The 16,566-nt window shown below is 26.7% G+C and carries 20 protein-coding genes; 18 read left to right on the top strand and 2 right to left on the bottom strand.

Going from position 1 to position 16,566, the window contains the following annotated elements:
- Window positions 1-27: 27 nt before the first annotated feature.
- A complete protein-coding gene (rlmH, locus tag NSA50_RS13565; protein ID WP_195266015.1) occupies window positions 28-507 on the top strand; it encodes a 23S rRNA (pseudouridine(1915)-N(3))-methyltransferase RlmH in 480 nt (159 codons plus the stop codon).
- 210 nt (window positions 508-717) lie between these two features.
- On the top strand, window positions 718-2,382 hold the full coding sequence (gene dcm, locus NSA50_RS13560; protein WP_306813943.1) for a DNA (cytosine-5-)-methyltransferase: 1,665 nt from the start codon (window positions 718-720) through the stop codon (window positions 2,380-2,382).
- 121 nt (window positions 2,383-2,503) lie between these two features.
- Here dcm and NSA50_RS13555 read toward each other — a convergent pair whose 3' ends face one another.
- On the bottom strand, window positions 2,504-3,559 hold the full coding sequence (locus tag NSA50_RS13555) for an HNH endonuclease (RefSeq protein ID WP_257445820.1): 1,056 nt from the start codon (window positions 3,557-3,559) through the stop codon (window positions 2,504-2,506).
- Between the two features lie 325 nt (window positions 3,560-3,884).
- Here NSA50_RS13555 and NSA50_RS13550 point away from each other — a divergent pair, with 325 nt between their 5' ends.
- Window positions 3,885-4,193 (top strand): hypothetical protein, encoded by a 309-nt coding sequence (locus NSA50_RS13550; RefSeq protein ID WP_257429897.1) that lies wholly within the window; start codon window positions 3,885-3,887, stop codon window positions 4,191-4,193.
- A 66-nt stretch (window positions 4,194-4,259) separates the two neighbouring features.
- Complete coding sequence (locus tag NSA50_RS13545) at window positions 4,260-4,595, top strand: hypothetical protein (RefSeq protein WP_257429894.1); 336 nt, start codon at window positions 4,260-4,262, stop codon at window positions 4,593-4,595.
- Window positions 4,596-4,627: 32 nt separating this feature from the next.
- On the opposite strand, the gene NSA50_RS13540 is transcribed toward NSA50_RS13545, so the two are convergent.
- Window positions 4,628-4,789, bottom strand: coding sequence for a hypothetical protein (locus NSA50_RS13540; RefSeq protein WP_186838387.1), 162 nt, complete (start codon window positions 4,787-4,789; stop codon window positions 4,628-4,630).
- Between the two features lie 74 nt (window positions 4,790-4,863).
- Between NSA50_RS13540 and NSA50_RS13535 the strand changes: the two genes are divergently transcribed.
- The 14 genes from NSA50_RS13535 (at window position 4,864) to NSA50_RS13470 (ending at window position 16,558) form a co-directional block, all read left to right on the top strand.
- Window positions 4,864-5,157, top strand: coding sequence for a hypothetical protein (locus tag NSA50_RS13535; protein WP_257445815.1), 294 nt, complete (start codon window positions 4,864-4,866; stop codon window positions 5,155-5,157).
- Window positions 5,158-5,301: 144 nt separating this feature from the next.
- Entirely contained in the window at window positions 5,302-5,610 is a 309-nt protein-coding gene (locus NSA50_RS13530) for a DUF960 domain-containing protein (protein WP_257445813.1), read from the top strand.
- Between the two features lie 19 nt (window positions 5,611-5,629).
- Window positions 5,630-5,980 (top strand): hypothetical protein, encoded by a 351-nt coding sequence (locus tag NSA50_RS13525; RefSeq protein ID WP_257445811.1) that lies wholly within the window; start codon window positions 5,630-5,632, stop codon window positions 5,978-5,980.
- Between the two features lie 1,439 nt (window positions 5,981-7,419).
- Window positions 7,420-7,722: a Mor transcription activator family protein gene (locus NSA50_RS13520; protein ID WP_257445809.1), complete on the top strand. Its 303-nt coding sequence runs from the start codon at window positions 7,420-7,422 to the stop codon at window positions 7,720-7,722.
- A 17-nt stretch (window positions 7,723-7,739) separates the two neighbouring features.
- Window positions 7,740-8,195, top strand: coding sequence for a TM2 domain-containing protein (locus NSA50_RS13515; protein WP_257445807.1), 456 nt, complete (start codon window positions 7,740-7,742; stop codon window positions 8,193-8,195).
- 92 nt (window positions 8,196-8,287) lie between these two features.
- On the top strand, window positions 8,288-9,052 hold the full coding sequence (locus NSA50_RS13510) for a hypothetical protein (protein WP_099328553.1): 765 nt from the start codon (window positions 8,288-8,290) through the stop codon (window positions 9,050-9,052).
- Between the two features lie 150 nt (window positions 9,053-9,202).
- Complete coding sequence (locus tag NSA50_RS13505) at window positions 9,203-10,594, top strand: DNA primase family protein (RefSeq protein ID WP_257445803.1); 1,392 nt, start codon at window positions 9,203-9,205, stop codon at window positions 10,592-10,594.
- Between the two features lie 276 nt (window positions 10,595-10,870).
- Complete coding sequence (locus NSA50_RS13500) at window positions 10,871-11,416, top strand: hypothetical protein (RefSeq protein ID WP_257445801.1); 546 nt, start codon at window positions 10,871-10,873, stop codon at window positions 11,414-11,416.
- 187 nt (window positions 11,417-11,603) lie between these two features.
- Window positions 11,604-11,744, top strand: a complete 141-nt coding sequence (locus NSA50_RS13495) for a hypothetical protein (RefSeq protein WP_156327490.1) — start codon at window positions 11,604-11,606, stop codon at window positions 11,742-11,744.
- Window positions 11,745-11,784: 40 nt separating this feature from the next.
- Entirely contained in the window at window positions 11,785-12,312 is a 528-nt protein-coding gene (locus NSA50_RS13490; protein ID WP_055277843.1) for a hypothetical protein, read from the top strand.
- Window positions 12,313-12,385: 73 nt separating this feature from the next.
- Window positions 12,386-12,769, top strand: coding sequence for a hypothetical protein (locus tag NSA50_RS13485; protein ID WP_099314351.1), 384 nt, complete (start codon window positions 12,386-12,388; stop codon window positions 12,767-12,769).
- Window positions 12,770-12,965: 196 nt separating this feature from the next.
- Complete coding sequence (locus NSA50_RS13480; protein WP_257445833.1) at window positions 12,966-14,660, top strand: recombinase family protein; 1,695 nt, start codon at window positions 12,966-12,968, stop codon at window positions 14,658-14,660.
- 26 nt (window positions 14,661-14,686) lie between these two features.
- Window positions 14,687-15,682 (top strand): hypothetical protein, encoded by a 996-nt coding sequence (locus NSA50_RS13475; protein ID WP_257445795.1) that lies wholly within the window; start codon window positions 14,687-14,689, stop codon window positions 15,680-15,682.
- 258 nt (window positions 15,683-15,940) lie between these two features.
- Window positions 15,941-16,558: a DUF47 domain-containing protein gene (locus tag NSA50_RS13470; protein WP_195266017.1), complete on the top strand. Its 618-nt coding sequence runs from the start codon at window positions 15,941-15,943 to the stop codon at window positions 16,556-16,558.
- Window positions 16,559-16,566 lie beyond the last annotated feature (8 nt).

Raw genomic sequence — 16,566 nt, 5'->3', positions numbered from 1 at the left:
AATAAACACATATGAGGAGAAAATAGTATGAATATAACAATAATTTCAGTAGGTAAATTAAAGGAAAAATACCTAAAGCAAGCTATTGATGAATACTCAAAGAGGTTAAGCAGATATTGTAAATTAGATATTATAGAGCTTCCAGACGAAAAAACTCCAGATAATGCATCTGAAAAGGAAGAGTTACAAATAAAAGATAAAGAGGGAGAACTTATACTATCTAAAATAAAAGATAATATGTTTGTAATTGCAATGGATTTAAAAGGAGAAAATTTAACTTCAGAGCAATTTGCAAACTACATAGAAAACTGTGGCGTTATGGGCAATTCTAATATTGCTTTTATAATAGGTGGAAGCTTAGGGATATCACAAAGAGTTATAAAAAGAGCTAACTATAAGCTTTGTTTTTCTAAGATGACTTTTCCTCATCAATTATTTAGAGTTATGCTATTAGAGCAAATTTATAGAGCATTTAGGATAATGAAGAATGAACCGTACCATAAGTAAATGAGGTTTTTACTAAAATTGGAATAAATATTTAGCCATATCACAAAATAGATATGGCTAAATATTTATATAATTATAAAGTAGGATCAAGCAGATACTTTACAACAGAACATAGGTTCTATATAATTGGATATAAATAAGTACTTACTAGATAAATCATAATTATGATATAATGAATAAGTTGTACAAAAATGATAAGGCGGTGTAGCTATGTTAAGACTTGCAACTGTTTTTAGTGGAATAGGTGCTATAGAACATGCACTTAAGAGGATGGGAATAGAGCATGAAATAGTTTTTGCATCAGATAATGGTGATGTAGATATATTTAAAAAGAAAATAGATATTAATTTTATAGATATAACAAATGAATTAGATAGATTAAAAATAATAATAGAAGATATAGATATAAAAGTTGATAGTGATTATGAGTATTTAACTGATTTAGAAAGTCACTTAAGTAGAATTAGTGAAAGAATTAATTTAATACAAGATGAAAATAGACATTATAATTTTGATATTTTATCTATTGTAGATAAAATAAATAATGAAAAGGTTAAAAGAGATATAGAAATTATAATTAATAAGTACGATGATAAAAATCATATTAACAATCTTGATAAAGCGTTGATTATAAGCAAAATAGAAAAAGAGAATTTGGAATTAGTAAAAGAAATAACTTTTAGAAATAATATTAATACTAAAACTATTTTAAAAGAGTTAAAAGAGATTGTAGCACAATTAGGAATGTTAGATGAAAAAATAGAAACATTACATATACATAGTGAGCTTAGAAAAATTAAAGACTATTCAGATAAGAAAAAGTATGTAGATAATTTATATAAGGGAAAAGAAAAATCAAATTTTGTTAAACAAAGTTATTTTGCTAATTATAATATAGATGATGCTAATTTTCATTGGAATGTTTCGTTTATTGATGGATATCAGTATAGAAAGAAGGTAGATTTATTTGTTGGTGGAAGCCCCTGTCAGTCTTTTTCTATGGTAGGAAAACAAAGAGGTTTAGGAGATACTAGGGGAACTTTATTTTATGAGTATGCAAGATTAGTGAAAGAAATTCAACCTAAAGTATTCATTTATGAAAATGTAAAAGCTGTATTAAACAATGATAATGGGAATACTTGGAATACAATGAGTCAAGTTTTTGATGAATTAGGTTATAATTGGAGATTAATGGTTCTTAATAGTAAGGATTTTGGTGTAGCTCAAAATAGAGAAAGGATATTTGTTGTTGGATTTAGAAATGATATAATACTAGAAAGAGAGTTTGAAGAACCAATGAAAAAAACTCTTGAAAAGACTATGAAAGATTACCTTTTAGATAATGTATCAGGCAAATATTATTTAAATAAAAAAGGTGTAGCCTTTGTTACAGATAATAAAAATTTGCAAAAGAAATGGACTCAAATTGATGGGGAAATTCAGTTGTGTCAAAAGAAAAATCAACAATTTAATTGGCATGGAGATTTTGTGTTTGAAGAAGAGAATATGGATAAAGAAAGAACTATGCAGGATTTAGAAAAGTATTTTTTATCAGAAAAAGTAAGAAAATATGTATTAGCTAGTGGTACTAAAAATTTCTATTCTAAGCCTGAAATAGATTTAGATATAGCTAGGCCATTATTGACAACAATGCATAAAATGCATAGGGCTGGAGTTGATAATTACGTAACTACGGATGGACGAATAAGAAAGTTGACGCCTAGAGAATGTTTAAGACTAATGGGATTTTGTGATAGTTTTAAAATAGTTGTATCAGATACTCAAGCATATCAACAAGCTGGCAATTCTATTGTTGTAGATGTATTAATAGCAATAATGACTGAAATAATAAAAGCATATCCTAGTATTTTATAACGGGAACATTATAAAGATAAAAGCTGAGTTTAATTTTAAACTCAGCAATAAATATAATTACAATAAAAGGTCTATTTTTATTAATATGAGATAGCTTGCTATAACAAGCTATTTTTTTTTATTATTTTTTTAAAACATAATTTCTATGATAATCTAAATAAATATTTTTTTCACCATTAAAGTTAGCTAAATCATATTTACGTCCGGGAGTAAGATTTAAAGCTTCTTTTATTGTTGATGGAAGAAATTTAGATAATAGTAATTCTCCGTTATTTGAGAAAGAAATTAATCCTCTATCAAATAGAATATCATATGTTGGTGATAATGTTAAGCCATTAAAACCATCTAATCTTTCATAGTTTGTTAAACAATTTGCCCAAGGCTTTATATGACTTGCTCTAAGTAAAAATGGTTCAGAGATTAATGTGAAAGGGCATTGTGGCATAATTGATAAAACATTACTTCTAAATTTACCTTGTCCAAGCCTAGCGTTTATTATAGTTTCCTTTTCTGTATTAGTTATAGTAGTATCATTTTTTATTATAGTTTCGGTTAATAAATTAGAAGTTTGTTTGCTATAGTTTAAATGATTAGAGGTATTACTAATATGATTTAATTCAAAATAATACATTATGTCAGACGGATTAATATCATTAACAAGCTTATATATATTTACATAAGTTAGTTTAGGGAGAGATAACTCTCTTATAAGAGACCAAGCGTAATCTATAGAGCCTATATAGAATCTTGAAGAGTCAAAATCTCCATTTTGATTATAAATTTGAAAGAAAATTTCATCTTGAGTTAGATTATAAATAGTATTTAATCTATAATCATATAAGTTAGCAATATTTTGGCGATAATTGCGATTTGGAGAAAAATAATCAATTTCGGCATCTTCCATATATTTAATAAGATTATCTTTTGACAAAAAACATTTATGTTCACAAGCAACATAAGATTTACGACCTTTGATTATTTGGGGGATATTTGGATTAAAGGTGAATATAGGTGTCATACTTTGAGATGAAACATATAAACGGGCTTCTCCACTACCAGAACCAATTTTATTTGCTGGGTCTACAAATGAATCTACGATATTTGCTTGTGCAAAAGCTTGAATTGTATAACTTATATTATTGATATTAATTTTGTTGTTGTTATAGAAATATATCATAATTAACACTCCTTTTGTATTATTTGTAAATATTAACTTTATATATCTATAATAAACACGAAACCCGAAATAATCAATATATAAATTTAAAAAAATATTAAAAAAACATTAATTGATATATTAAAATGATTAATTATTAATATTGTAAGGTAAATGAAATTAAATTTATAAAAAATATAGTTAAACAAACCCTAAAATGATAATTATCGGGTTGTGATATGAGATTATATATTAAAAATAATAATACTAGAAGTTTTATGTATTTTAAAAGAATAGTAAATATATATTATAATATTGATATTAGGTATAGGAGGTATATACTATTATGGATAATAATAGAATTAAAATAATTGAATTTCTTCAATGGAATGATAGAAATGGTTGTTATACAGATGAGAATTGTGATTTAGAAGATATACCAAGAATGGCTTATGAAGATGCAGTTAAGTATTTCTTTGGTGTAATGAATGATGATTTTTACTATAGTATAACAGATAATATTTTTGAATTATCTTATGAGGAAGCAATTAAATATGCTAAAGATAATAACTTCTATGACTTAACATATGAAAAGTTAAATCTATTAATAAATAATGATAAGCCAACAATAGAATTTTATAAAAGCTTAATTTAGTAAAAGCTCTTACTTGTATTTTTATATACGGGTAAGGGTTTTTATGTTTATAAGGAGGAAAATATAATGAAAAAAATTTATAAAGAAAATCAATTACTGGAAGTGAATAATATGCCCATAGAAGTAATTGAAAGTATAAAAGTAACAATAGATATACTAAGTGAAAACTATGGAGCTAATAGAGATATAGAATCTGACCTAGGTGGATATGTAGTCATAGTAGAAAATATCGTAGATATCGAAGTGCTGAAACAAGATAAGTTACAAGGTTTAGTGCCAGAATATACTGATGTAATTGAGGTTGTGAATGGAGTTAATTGGACTTCTTTACTATTTTTGCTTTCAAGTGATTATGCAATTACAGTAGTAACTACAGAAGAACTTTCTAAGTTTCTATTATAATAACGAAGAATAAAGAGGCTAGTTAAAACCTCTTATTCTTCTGTATATGTAACTAAACCTTTAGATTCTAAAAATTGCATTTCTAAGTCTAAAACAAGGTCTATAATTTCTTTTGAGACTTCATATCCAGAAGCAGTACATTTTTCGAAAATAAAGTCTGTCATTTCAGTAGCATCTATAAAAGTTTTCTCCATTAAAAGCCCTCCATTAATTGAAATATTAGTATAAATATTATAGTAAATTATATATAAAAAGGGAAGTGATTAATATGAAAAAGAAGGTAATTAAATCAACTAAATATTGTGACTTATTATTACAAGCTAGTTTGAATGATAGTGAATATACATATTGTATTGAAAGAATATATGTAAAAGCTAAGAAAACAGAAGAGATAAGATTCAGCTTATATAAAGATACTATAAAATCAGATAATAGATATATTCCAAGAAGTCTTGATGTAACAGAACTAGAACTAATAGAGTTAATAAAAGAATCAATAAGTAGAAAAGTATTTTCAGAAGGATTCATTGAAATGTTAAAACAAGAAATAAATAAAATTTAAAAGTCTTAATTGCTACAAGTATAGTGATTAAGGCTTTATATATTGTAGGGAGGTAAAAGGGAATGAAGAGAATTCTATGTGTAGGGGTAATAAGAGGTGGAAAGATGACTATAAAAATTAGTAATGATAAGGAGATAAAGAGATATGTTCAAGAAAGACAATAGATGTGTAACTAGAGGCGTAAATGAGGAGGTAGATATAAGATTACAACTTATAATGTGGAGCATGATTGATAAATTGAAGGATGAAGGAAAAGTTGAACAGGATTACTTACAGGTTTTCAATATAAGAAAAGAAGGAAAGAAGATTGTAATAAGTCAGAGTCAAGAAGTTCCTGAATACTCATTCATATATGAAATAGAGCTAGAAGATATTCATATAGATGATGAGATTAAAGTTTATGTAATAGATAGTAGAGAATATTCTACAATGCTTTTTCCATCAGAATACTAATTGAAGGAGGTTCAAGTAAATGATAAATAAGCTAAGTAAAGAAAAGTATTTTAAATATGATAGCAAAGAACTTCTTGGAGTAATGAGGTTCGACTTCTATGATGGAAGGCTATCTAACCAATGGAATCCTAGGGAGTTAATAATTGAAATGAATAATAGGAAGTTAATAGACCTAAAAAAATTACAACAAGAACTTAACTACCTTCAATTCACATTGATAGAAGAATTCAATAAAGTTGTAGAGCTATGTAATGGTACAGGTTATGATAAAGAAACTCTAGTATACATAGAACTTGAAGAAGGTAAGTATGTAATAAAGTTAATACCTGTAAAAGATAGTTACTCATACATATACACGTATAAGAGATAGGAGGAGAAAGTTATGGATATTATAACAGTAATAAAAGTAGTTGGGACAATACTAACAGTTGTAGCTACTTCAATAGAATCAACAAGTAAGAAGTAATATGAAATAAGGTATCATCACAATTAATAAGAATAGTAAATTAATTGTGATGATATTATAATAAGCAGATAATTTTTTTTATAACAATAATAAACTACTAGAAAATATCGTTGTAATAGTAGTACCGATGTAACGATAGTGACGATATTTTCAGAATAAATAAGATTGAGTAGAAATAATAGAAGAAGCCAAGTAAAGATGTAATTTATCTTGAACGTAGGGTAAATAGAAAAATTGTAACTACAAATAATCTAAGTACATCTAAAAAGCAACGATAACACATCAGAAAACAGAGATTTTAGAAAATGTGAAGAAATGTAGCCATAGGAATAAAAAACTGCGAAGAGAGGGTAAATTGAATGTTTTCTAAATAAGATTGTAAGCAATAAAGAAAATCAGTAAATAATAAATTCATAACCATATAACCTAGGATAACAAGGCATGAAATACTATGAGATGTTGAAGGTACAGGAAATCCTAAGCTCAATAATTCCACTTGAAATCAAGGATAAGTCATAACAAATAATATGTACAGTGAAAATATAAATTCACTAAAAAATAAAAAGAATTGAAATGATAAAACATAAAAATAATGAAACTTGGAACTAGTGAATAGGAACTAAGGAGTTGGAACTCGGAAAGAGTAACGGGGGGATAGGGGGGCTAAAGCCTTATAATAAAAATAATAATTGAAATAGATTAATAAAAATCTATTTCAATAAAAAATAAAATAAATAATAAGAGGTAAATATAATAAGAATAAGTAAATACAATAATAAAATAATTAAGAATAATTATAAATAAAAATAAATGATTAATAAATTTCAATAATAACAAGTAATAAATAAAAGATTATAACAATTAAAGTTACTGAATAATAAAGAAGATATAATAATTATATCAATTAATACTAATAGAATTAAGAAAATATAATAACAAAAGAAGTTGATGAAGAAGATATAATAACTATACCAATTGACATAAATAGAATTAAGAAAGTCTAATAAATTACAATAGATAATAAAATCATAACAATAGACAGAGATAAAAAATATGATGTACCAATAAAGAGAAATACATAAAAAAGCAACAATAGTACATCATAAAACAAAGATTTCAGGAGATGAGAATAAATAATAGCATTCAATATAAAATCAACAAGAAAGTAATAAACTGACCGTTTTAAATTATACAATCAAATATATATTATAAATATGAAAAAGAGTTAATGTTTCTAATAAAAGAAGCATTAACTCTTTTTATATTAGATAAGTGATTTTTCCTTGTAAAATCACTTATCTTTTCAATCTTATGAAAACTTTTTAAAGGAGGTAATATTTAATGTGAAAGAAAAGGAGTTGATTGAGCAAGAAAAAATGAGTAAAAAGAGTGAAAATTACAGAGGTATCTATAAAGATATGGTTGAAGTTCTAGGACATGATATAACCCTAAAAGTATATGAAAATTATAAGGGGCAACAAATAACATTTCCAATGAGATTATATTCAGATAAATATATAATTGATTATTTAAATAAGAATTATGATGGAAAGAACTTAAAGCAGATATCAAGAAAATTAGGATACACATGTAATTGGTTACAGAAGGTAATAAACAAGAATGGAATTACAAAAAAGAATAATTAAAATGGAGGAATGAAAGAATGTATTGTAGACAATGTGGAGAAGAATTAAATAATCCAAAGGCAGTAATATGTGTAAAGTGTGGAACTAATAAAGGGAAAGGAGATAATTACTGTCCTGATTGTGGACAAGAGGTTAAAAATAAAGACGCTGATGTATGTTTAAGCTGTGGTGTAAGATTAAGAAGTTCAAAAATAAATATTAATGATAGTTTAAAAAGTGTTAATTCTACAGGAAAGCCAATAGGAAATTCTAAGATAGTAGCAGGAATATTAGCAATAATATTAGGAGCAATAGGAATACATAAGTTTTATTTAGGTTATAAGGAGCAAGGGTTCATTCAGTTAGCTATATTTTTAGTTGCATTATTTATATTTTCACCAGCAGTTTTAGTAAATAACATATGGTCAATAGTAGATGCTGTAAATATCTTTAGAGGAAAGATGAGAACAGCTACAGGAGAAGAATTAATATAAAAAAAGAGGGAAACCTCTTTTTTTTGATAGAATTTAATTAAAATATTTAGTAATATATAGAATAAATATTTTAATTAAAGGAGAGATCATAAATGGTAAAGAAAAAAGAAGGAAATGCAGCAATAAAGAAAGCTCCTAAATCTAAGAAAAAAGGACAAGTATATGATTTAACAAGAGAAATAACAGGATTAGATAGTGAACATTTACACTTTGATGCTAAAAGAAAAGAAGTAACACGATTAATAAATAGTATTAAAAAAGTATCGGATATACCTAAAAATTTAGAGTTAAATAGCAACAACTTTAATGAGTTTGCAGAATTGCTTGGAAATTTGATTAATGATGATAAACTTAATGATATAAATAAAAGAATATGTAAAGGTAAGAAAGTAGAAATAGAAGAATATGATTTAATAATTAATAAATTAAAGGATATAATTGACAAAAGAGATGATGATGATATAGAGAAAAAGATGTTATCAGATATCATAGATAATATAATTCCTAACCAGGAAGAAGAGGAGTTAATAAATACTATAAGTGATAATATACATAATATAATTTCGGGAATAATGGAGTTTGATAACAGGAAAGAGAGATTTAATTATTATAGAAAAGTAATTAACATATTAGATGATATTGATATGAGTATTAATAGAGATTTAGAAAATTATAATTTTTTAAAAGAGAGAATTAATATGAAAATTGATAAATATCCTCAATTAAGAGATAAGGAAATTGATATTACTGATATTGATAAATTAGGGATTGATTGTGTTGCAGAGGTTATAGGATTGCCAACTGTAGATGATATGATAAAGATAATACAAGAAAAAATAGATAAGGGATTGATTTAGAATGAAGTTTTTACTTCATTCTTTTTTTTTACGGACAAATTTTAAAAATTTTTTGTCCGTTTAAATAAAAGGAAAATGTAATAATATTAAACATGTAAACAACATAAGAAGTTCATTACCTTACTTGATTAACAAGTAAGGAGGGAAGAAATGTTTTCAAAAGAACAATTAAAAGAAATTGAAAACATGGGGATAGAGATATCTCCTAAATCAGAAAAAGTAAAAGGCTTTAGTCCAAATAAGTTTGCTTCATACATAGCAGATAACTTAAAGATAATCAACAATAAAGATTATTTCTATGTATATAAAGATGGAGTGTGGAAGAAGCTGGATGATATGTACTTATTCCAAAAGTTAAGAAATAAGTTACATACATACTTTGATGATATCTGGTCTTTGAAAATTGAAAATGAATATATACAAGCTCTTAAGAGAATAGTTTATTACGGTGGAGACTTAAATGCTAATAAGAGATATATAAATCTTTTAAATGGAATGTTTGATTTAGAGACATTCACATTAGTTGAACATAGGCCTGAATTCTATAGTAGTATTCAATTACCGATAACTCTAAAAAGAGATATAGATTGCCCTAATTTTAAGAAGTTTTTAGGTCAATGCTTTTTAGGTGATGAGGAAGCAATAAATCTAGCACAGGAATGGGCTGGATATTTACTTACAGCAGAAACAAGAGCACAAAAAGCACTAATACTATATGGCCTGGGCAAAAATGGAAAAGGGGTCTTCATTGACATCATTAGCGAGTTAATAGGTGAAGATAATATATCTAGTATAGCAATGAATGAGTTACATAGACCATTTTCAAGAGTATGTATATATGGGAAGCTAGCTAACATCAGCAATGAAAACGAATTCAATGGTAGGAGTTTTAATACCCAATACCTAAAGGCTATCGTAGGTGAAGATAATATAAATGCTGAACAAAAGCATCAACCTGTATTTAACTTTAAACCTACAGTTAAATTAGTGTTCACAACTAATAATCTACCTCACACAAATGATGGGGGATATGCACTTATGAGAAGGTTATGTATGCTTCATTTTACTAATACAGTAAAGGAAGAAGATAGAGATATGTATTTAAAGGACAAGCTTAGAAGTGAATTAGATGCTATATTCCTATGGGCATTAGAAGGACTGAAAAGACTTAAAGAAAATAACTATAAATTCTCAGAGTGTAAAAGTTCTAATGATTTACTTAAACAGTATGAGAAGGAATTAAATCCAATGATATTATTCTTTGAGCAATGTGTTATTAAATGTGAAAGTACTTATAAGGAGAATAATAAAATTATTTATAACACTTACAGGGAATGGGCTAGAGCAAATGGAATGGAAGGACAAGCTAAAATAAGTGTTCAGAAGTTCTGGAAGAAGTTCGAAGAGCACGCTAAATCATTAGGCTATAACTGTAGAAGTGGAAAGTCAAATGCTTTTAGATACCATACAGGGGTAAGAATAATTGGAGATTTTAGAGTTTCTTTAGATGACTCTAGGATAGCAGGACAGTTAGGTGGCTAAGTTAGGATTAAGTTGGAATGGATTTAAGTAAGATAAATCAATAAATAGGGTGTAAGGACTAAGTAAATTTAGAAAATCTCAAAAAAAAGAGATTTTCTAAATAAAAGAAATTAGATAGAGAAAGGAGGTGATAAATATGCGTCCATACGTCCAACTAAGATAAATCAATGGAAAAGATACATAAAATGAATCCTAGAAAGATACATAATAAAGTCCAGTAAGACAAGTAAGGTAATGAGGAAGAAAAAATAAGGGAAAGAAAAGGAGATAAAAACAATGGCAGTAGTAAAAAGAAGACAAGCACCATCAGTAATGGGAAAAGCAATGACAAGAGAAAATCAGGAGAATGATGTGGATGGGAAAGAGAGAACAGAAAAGGCGGTAAAAAAGGAAGAGATATGGAAGCCAAGAGAACCGAAAGTAGAATTAGAATACAATGGATTAGAGGAATTCCAAGCATCAGAAGCAAAGCAAAGTACTTGGAGAACAACTGATTCTGGAATACTATCAATAGTAAAATCTGAAACAGTAAATAGGCTAATGTTTGCAAAGGAGATGATGGATAAGCTAAGTAATCCTAAAAGAGTAGTAATTTCATTCGCAGATCAAAAAATTGCTATAGGAGAACAATTACCTAACAATGAGAATTATTTAAAGGTTAATTACTCAAAAACAAAAGGAGTTATCTATTCAGCAGGAGTAGTTAAAGAGATAGTAGATAAATATGACTTAGATTTTAGTACGAGAACTTCAATTACATTTTCAGAAGTTAAGTACGTTAGATATGAAAATCATGTAGTAGCAATAGTAACTATAGTTTAAATGAGAGGTATAAGTATGAATGAATTAACAACAGAAGACATAATTGATGCAATAACAGAAACGATAAGATTGTACATACTAGCTTCAAAGCTAGAGGAGTTAGAAGAAGACTAAATAATCTACTAAGCATTGATCCGAATAAGTTCAATGCTTAGTGAAACTAAAATAATTTTAGGGGGAGTACATAGTGAGCATTAATAGTCAGTTAGAGAGATTAGCATTAGAATATTCAGCAAGTATAAGAGAAGAAGATGTAACACTAAAAGAGCAAGAAGAGATAATGAACAGTGAATGGTTTATAAGTTGGATGAAAGAATATCATCAATAAATAAAGTTGAAAATCAATAAGATTAGAGGGAGAGATAAACATGGCAACTATAAAGAGAGATGGAAGAATTACAGAAATAGAAGTAGGATGTAAGAAATGCAGAATAGTAGGCTATCAATCAAATGGTAGAAAGGCTATAAAAAGAAATGTATTTAAACAAGGATACATAACATTTGAGCTTGAGGATGGAACAGAAGTAAAACAATATATGCTTATAGCACCATGGAATACATATTTATTTTATAAATTAATTAAGGCTATTAAAGCAGAAGGCTTTAATATATTCAATGAATGTGATGCATTTGATGAAAATGAAATAATAGGTAAGGAAGTAGTAATAGAATTAGAAAATGAAGTTAAGGATTCTGGTGAATATATCAATGTTACTAATATCTATAATGTTGAGGAAGGAGAGATTATCATAGCTTATGATAATAAGTTAAAGGAAAAGAAGTATTCAGAAATGGAGAAAAATAAAGAAATGAGCATGGAGTATATAAGAAGTAAAGCAAATGAAGTTATTCCACAGCAGGAAATTACAAGTGAAGAGGACTTAATGAACTTTTAGAGGTTATATAGGTACTTTAGTTAACATCTAGAGTACCTATATTTAGAGAGTTATAACTGGAGGAGAGATAAAAATGATAAATATAAATAAAATAATGAAAGAAAATGTATCAATTAATATGAATTTAGATGTAGAAAATGGAGGATTGTGGGAAAAGGGAAATCAATTGGGATGTGATACTATAACTTTAACTATTCCAGTTAATGAGATATCTAATGATATAGATATTGATAAGCTAGAAAATGACTTACATTTTGGAGTAAGTAATTTTACTATAAATAGCAACGAAGTAAAATTTAATATATTTACTGGAGAAACAATATTCTTTAGTTCTTTAGTATCTATATATGAATATATAGAACACTATGTAAGTTTCTTATGTGAAAAGCTAGATAGATTTATTAGTGAAAGTTTTAAGATAGAGTTTGATTTCCATATGTCTTTTATGGAAGATTAAAATAAAAGTAATACATTCAATTAATATTAAGAGACTAACTTTAAAGTTTACTCTTAATATTAATTGGAGAAATACATAATAATAGGTAGTAATATTTAGTTTTAGAAAATATCTAAATTAATAGATAGATATATATTATAAATTTGATAATTTAATAGTGAGGGAGAGTTGTAAGATGATTAATAATTATGTAACAATGGATAATTCAATACAGGAATTAATAAAAAGAATCAATAGAGTTCCAAGAATAGCTATTTACTGTCGTGTAAGTACGACAGAACAGGCAGAAACTGGGTACAGTATAGATGAGCAAGAAAGATTGCTCATTGATTGGTGTAACAAGAATGGATTAGAAGTCTTTAATTGTTACTCTGACAGAGGTATAAGTGGAAAAAATATTAAGAACAGACCAGCTTTAAAAGCATTATTGAAAGATGTAGAAGATAGAAAAGTAGATATGGTAGTGAGTTGGAAGCTAAACCGTATCAGTCGTAAGCTTGCAGATGTTCTTAAAATAATGGATTTACTAGAGAAAAATAATGTTACATTTAAGTCTTATTCAGAGCCATTTGAAACTACTACACATGTAGGAAGAATGCAAATGCAGATGATGGCAATGATTGGGGAGTTTGAGCGTGGGACAATCTCTCAAAATGTAAAAGTTTCCATGTGTGCTAAGGCTAGATCAGGAGAATGGTGTGGTAACCGTGTTCTGGGCTATGACTTAGTACCAATGGAAGGTACTGAAAATAATAAGAGAAGAAAATCAAGGCTAGAGATAAATAAGGAGGAAGCTGAAATAGTAAGGATAATATTTAATGAGTATGCTAGTGGAAAAGGATATAAGGCAATTACTAATAAATTAAATAAGTTAGGGTGTAAGACTAAGAAAGGTAACAATTTTTCACAAGGTTCAATTAGAGATATCTTAATGAATCCAGTATACATAGGAAAGGTTAGGTACAATGTTAGACAGAATTGGAGTGAAAAACGTAGAAGAAACATCAATCCAGAGCCAATAGTGGCAGAAGGAATTCATAAAGCTATAATTGATAATGATACATGGGGTAAAGTTCAAGTAATGCTTCAATCTAAATCTGGTAAACCTTCAAGAGTATATGATGGATTTTACCCATTAACAGGAATATTAAAATGTCCTAAGTGTGGAGCAGGTATGGTTATTTCAAGAACTACTAATGTACTAGCTAATGGAACTAAGAAAAGAATAGCTTATTATTGTTGTGGGTCATGGAAAAATCAAGGTACAAGTATATGCAATTCAAATACTATAAGAGTAGAGAAAGCTAATGAATATGTGTTTAATAAACTTTCAAGTGTTTTATCTAATGATGAAATGATTAAATCAATAGTAAGAAACATAAATAAGGAAAGAATAAAGAGAGTAGACCCAAGTAAGAGTGAGTTAGAAAGAATAGATAAAGAACTAGAGAACATAGATAAGAAAAAGAGAAAGATTTTTGAAGCATACGAAGATGACATAATAACAAGAGAAGAATTTCTAACTAGAAAAGATGAGCTAAATCAAAGAGCTAAAATATTACAAGAGTCAAAAGAACCTCTATTAGTTACATTAGCTGATGATGTAAGTGAAGAAATATCTTATGAGTTTATTAAAAGTATACTAGACAATTTCAGTAAGTTGTTAAATAATAAAGAGTCAAGAGAGCAGAAGAAGAAGTTATTACATATGATAATTTCTAAGATAACAATAAATGAATTAAGAGAGGTTGATTCGATAAATTTAACTATAAATGATAAGTTAGTAGACTATATAAGCAAAGAAGAAGGAGTATCTATAAAGGATGCTCCTTCTTCTTTTATATTAAGAAATGTTGGTATAAGTGCATTGAATTTAAATATAGCTATATAGATGAGCTATGTTTAATAATGTATAATATGATTAAAGAAAGGTTAAATATAGCAGAAAGAGGGGACAGAGGAATGGAAGTTATTCATGAGAATCATGAAAAAATAGATATAGTTAAGGATTTTTGGATAATTCATCAAAGATTAAGAGAGGATTATTACCTTGTAAACTCTGTGAAAGAAATCTTTGATGGATTTATTACGTTAGACTCTAAAGATAATTGTAATCAGAATAATATAACTATGGATGAATATGTTAAGACTATAAATATATTAAATGAAAAATATATTAATATAGAAGAAAAATTATCTAATAAACCGTCAAAAGAATGTTATGATGAGGTTGCTGTAGATACAGTGTTTGATGAAAGCAATATTGAGTTTAATGAAGGATTTGAAGTATTATATGAGGTTATAGTAGAGAGTATAAATTTAAGTAGTGAAATTCAAGAATTGATTGTTAATTCGCTTAAATTTATTAGAACAAAACGAAGAGAATTCAATGAAAATCTAATTAAAGCTTATAAACTAGATAACTTTGGTTATGTTATTATGAGGGATAGAGATAATATTAAGCAGTCCTTGATAAGAAGTGTGGATGAAGATAAAATAATAAACTATGAAATTATATGTAGTAATACAAGTAAGGATAGTATTAAAGAGTTCAGAAAGATTGTTAATAAATATGGAAATCTAACATTAGGAAATAATAAAAAAATAATAATAAAAAAAGTTGATAGAACTTATATAATCGATAGGTTAATAGAACAAGTTCAAAATCATTATGATTATACTATTCAAATAGTAGAAGCTATTGGTTATACTAGGAAAGAGAATAATGTAAGTAGGTTAAATAAAAATCTATTTATAATTAATATAGTAGCCCCTATAATTGGGGTGATTAGTATTTCACCAATTATATATAAGATATATCAGAAGTATGGGTGGGAAGAACTTTGTATAGGTGCTATGATTTCTATTTTAATAATAGTGGGGTTATATTGGAAAACTTTTAAGAAAAAATAAAAAAACCTCACTTTCTACTGTTACGGAGAACCATATCACAAGTAAATGATGTTTTTAGTCTTAACTATTGAAATTACTTAGTTAAGACTATTTTTTATAGGGGGAAATATCTACAGTATTAAATATATTTATGCAGTTGAAGTAAAATCATTATGTGTTTAACATAAATTTAACATAATAGAAGACAAAACATTAAGATAAATTGTGATAAAATATTTAAGGTGTAATATATATATCTATTTGAAGGGAGATATACTAATGAGTAATAAGAAAATGCATAAATTATTTTTAATGCTTTTAAATATTTCTAATAACTTAAAAGATGGAGGAAAATATTTTTATGATTATAAAATTAATGAAGAGAAAGATCTTGATGTGTTTAGATTAAAAATGAAAGAATTTGAGGATAAAGGTGATGAATTACTTGATGAATTAACTAAGGAATTAATTAACCTTTTTATTACTCCAATTGAACGTGAGGATGCTTTAGAACTTGCAACTCATATAGATCAAATTCTTAATGGATTTGAAGAATGTGCATCTCGATTTTACATATATAAAATATATAAAATAGACAGTTATATGTTAGAATTTAGTGATTTATTAAATAAGTGTGTAATTGAAATATATAATGCTGTAGAATTACTTTCACAAAAAAGGCTTACAGAAATAAGACAACACACAATTAAAATTAAAGAATATGAGAAAAAATGTGATGTTATTGAAAGAAATGCAATAAAGGAACTTTTTGAAAACGAAAAAAATCTTTTTACGCTTATTCAATATAAAGAGATTTACGAAATTCTTGAGAACATTGCTGATGAGTGTCAAAAGGTTGGAAAAGTTCTTGAAACAGTAATAATGAAAAATGCATAAGGAGATTT

This window comes from Clostridium mucosae, from assembly GCF_024622765.1.
Taxonomy (GTDB): domain Bacteria; phylum Bacillota; class Clostridia; order Clostridiales; family Clostridiaceae; genus Clostridium.
This window is presented reverse-complemented; position numbering and strand designations above follow the sequence as displayed.

What these genes read in the sequence shown, in the direction of transcription:
- NSA50_RS13555 (WP_257445820.1), bottom strand. Translation starts at nt 3,559, where the DNA reads ATGATATATTTCTATAACAACAACAAAATTAATATCAATAATATAAGT.
- NSA50_RS13510 (WP_099328553.1), top strand. Translation starts at nt 8,288, where the DNA reads ATGGTAAAGAAAAAAGAAGGAAATGCAGCAATAAAGAAAGCTCCTAAA.
- NSA50_RS13470 (WP_195266017.1), top strand. Translation starts at nt 15,941, where the DNA reads ATGAGTAATAAGAAAATGCATAAATTATTTTTAATGCTTTTAAATATT.
- NSA50_RS13480 (WP_257445833.1), top strand. Translation starts at nt 12,966, where the DNA reads ATGGATAATTCAATACAGGAATTAATAAAAAGAATCAATAGAGTTCCA.
- NSA50_RS13490 (WP_055277843.1), top strand. Translation starts at nt 11,785, where the DNA reads ATGGCAACTATAAAGAGAGATGGAAGAATTACAGAAATAGAAGTAGGA.
- NSA50_RS13475 (WP_257445795.1), top strand. Translation starts at nt 14,687, where the DNA reads ATGATTAAAGAAAGGTTAAATATAGCAGAAAGAGGGGACAGAGGAATG.
- NSA50_RS13535 (WP_257445815.1), top strand. Translation starts at nt 4,864, where the DNA reads ATGAAAAAGAAGGTAATTAAATCAACTAAATATTGTGACTTATTATTA.
- NSA50_RS13550 (WP_257429897.1), top strand. Translation starts at nt 3,885, where the DNA reads ATGGATAATAATAGAATTAAAATAATTGAATTTCTTCAATGGAATGAT.
- NSA50_RS13545 (WP_257429894.1), top strand. Translation starts at nt 4,260, where the DNA reads ATGAAAAAAATTTATAAAGAAAATCAATTACTGGAAGTGAATAATATG.
- NSA50_RS13515 (WP_257445807.1), top strand. Translation starts at nt 7,740, where the DNA reads ATGTATTGTAGACAATGTGGAGAAGAATTAAATAATCCAAAGGCAGTA.
- dcm (WP_306813943.1), top strand. Translation starts at nt 718, where the DNA reads ATGTTAAGACTTGCAACTGTTTTTAGTGGAATAGGTGCTATAGAACAT.
- NSA50_RS13500 (WP_257445801.1), top strand. Translation starts at nt 10,871, where the DNA reads ATGGCAGTAGTAAAAAGAAGACAAGCACCATCAGTAATGGGAAAAGCA.
- NSA50_RS13525 (WP_257445811.1), top strand. Translation starts at nt 5,630, where the DNA reads ATGATAAATAAGCTAAGTAAAGAAAAGTATTTTAAATATGATAGCAAA.
- NSA50_RS13540 (WP_186838387.1), bottom strand. Translation starts at nt 4,789, where the DNA reads ATGGAGAAAACTTTTATAGATGCTACTGAAATGACAGACTTTATTTTC.
- NSA50_RS13505 (WP_257445803.1), top strand. Translation starts at nt 9,203, where the DNA reads ATGTTTTCAAAAGAACAATTAAAAGAAATTGAAAACATGGGGATAGAG.
- NSA50_RS13530 (WP_257445813.1), top strand. Translation starts at nt 5,302, where the DNA reads ATGTTCAAGAAAGACAATAGATGTGTAACTAGAGGCGTAAATGAGGAG.
- rlmH (WP_195266015.1), top strand. Translation starts at nt 28, where the DNA reads ATGAATATAACAATAATTTCAGTAGGTAAATTAAAGGAAAAATACCTA.
- NSA50_RS13485 (WP_099314351.1), top strand. Translation starts at nt 12,386, where the DNA reads ATGATAAATATAAATAAAATAATGAAAGAAAATGTATCAATTAATATG.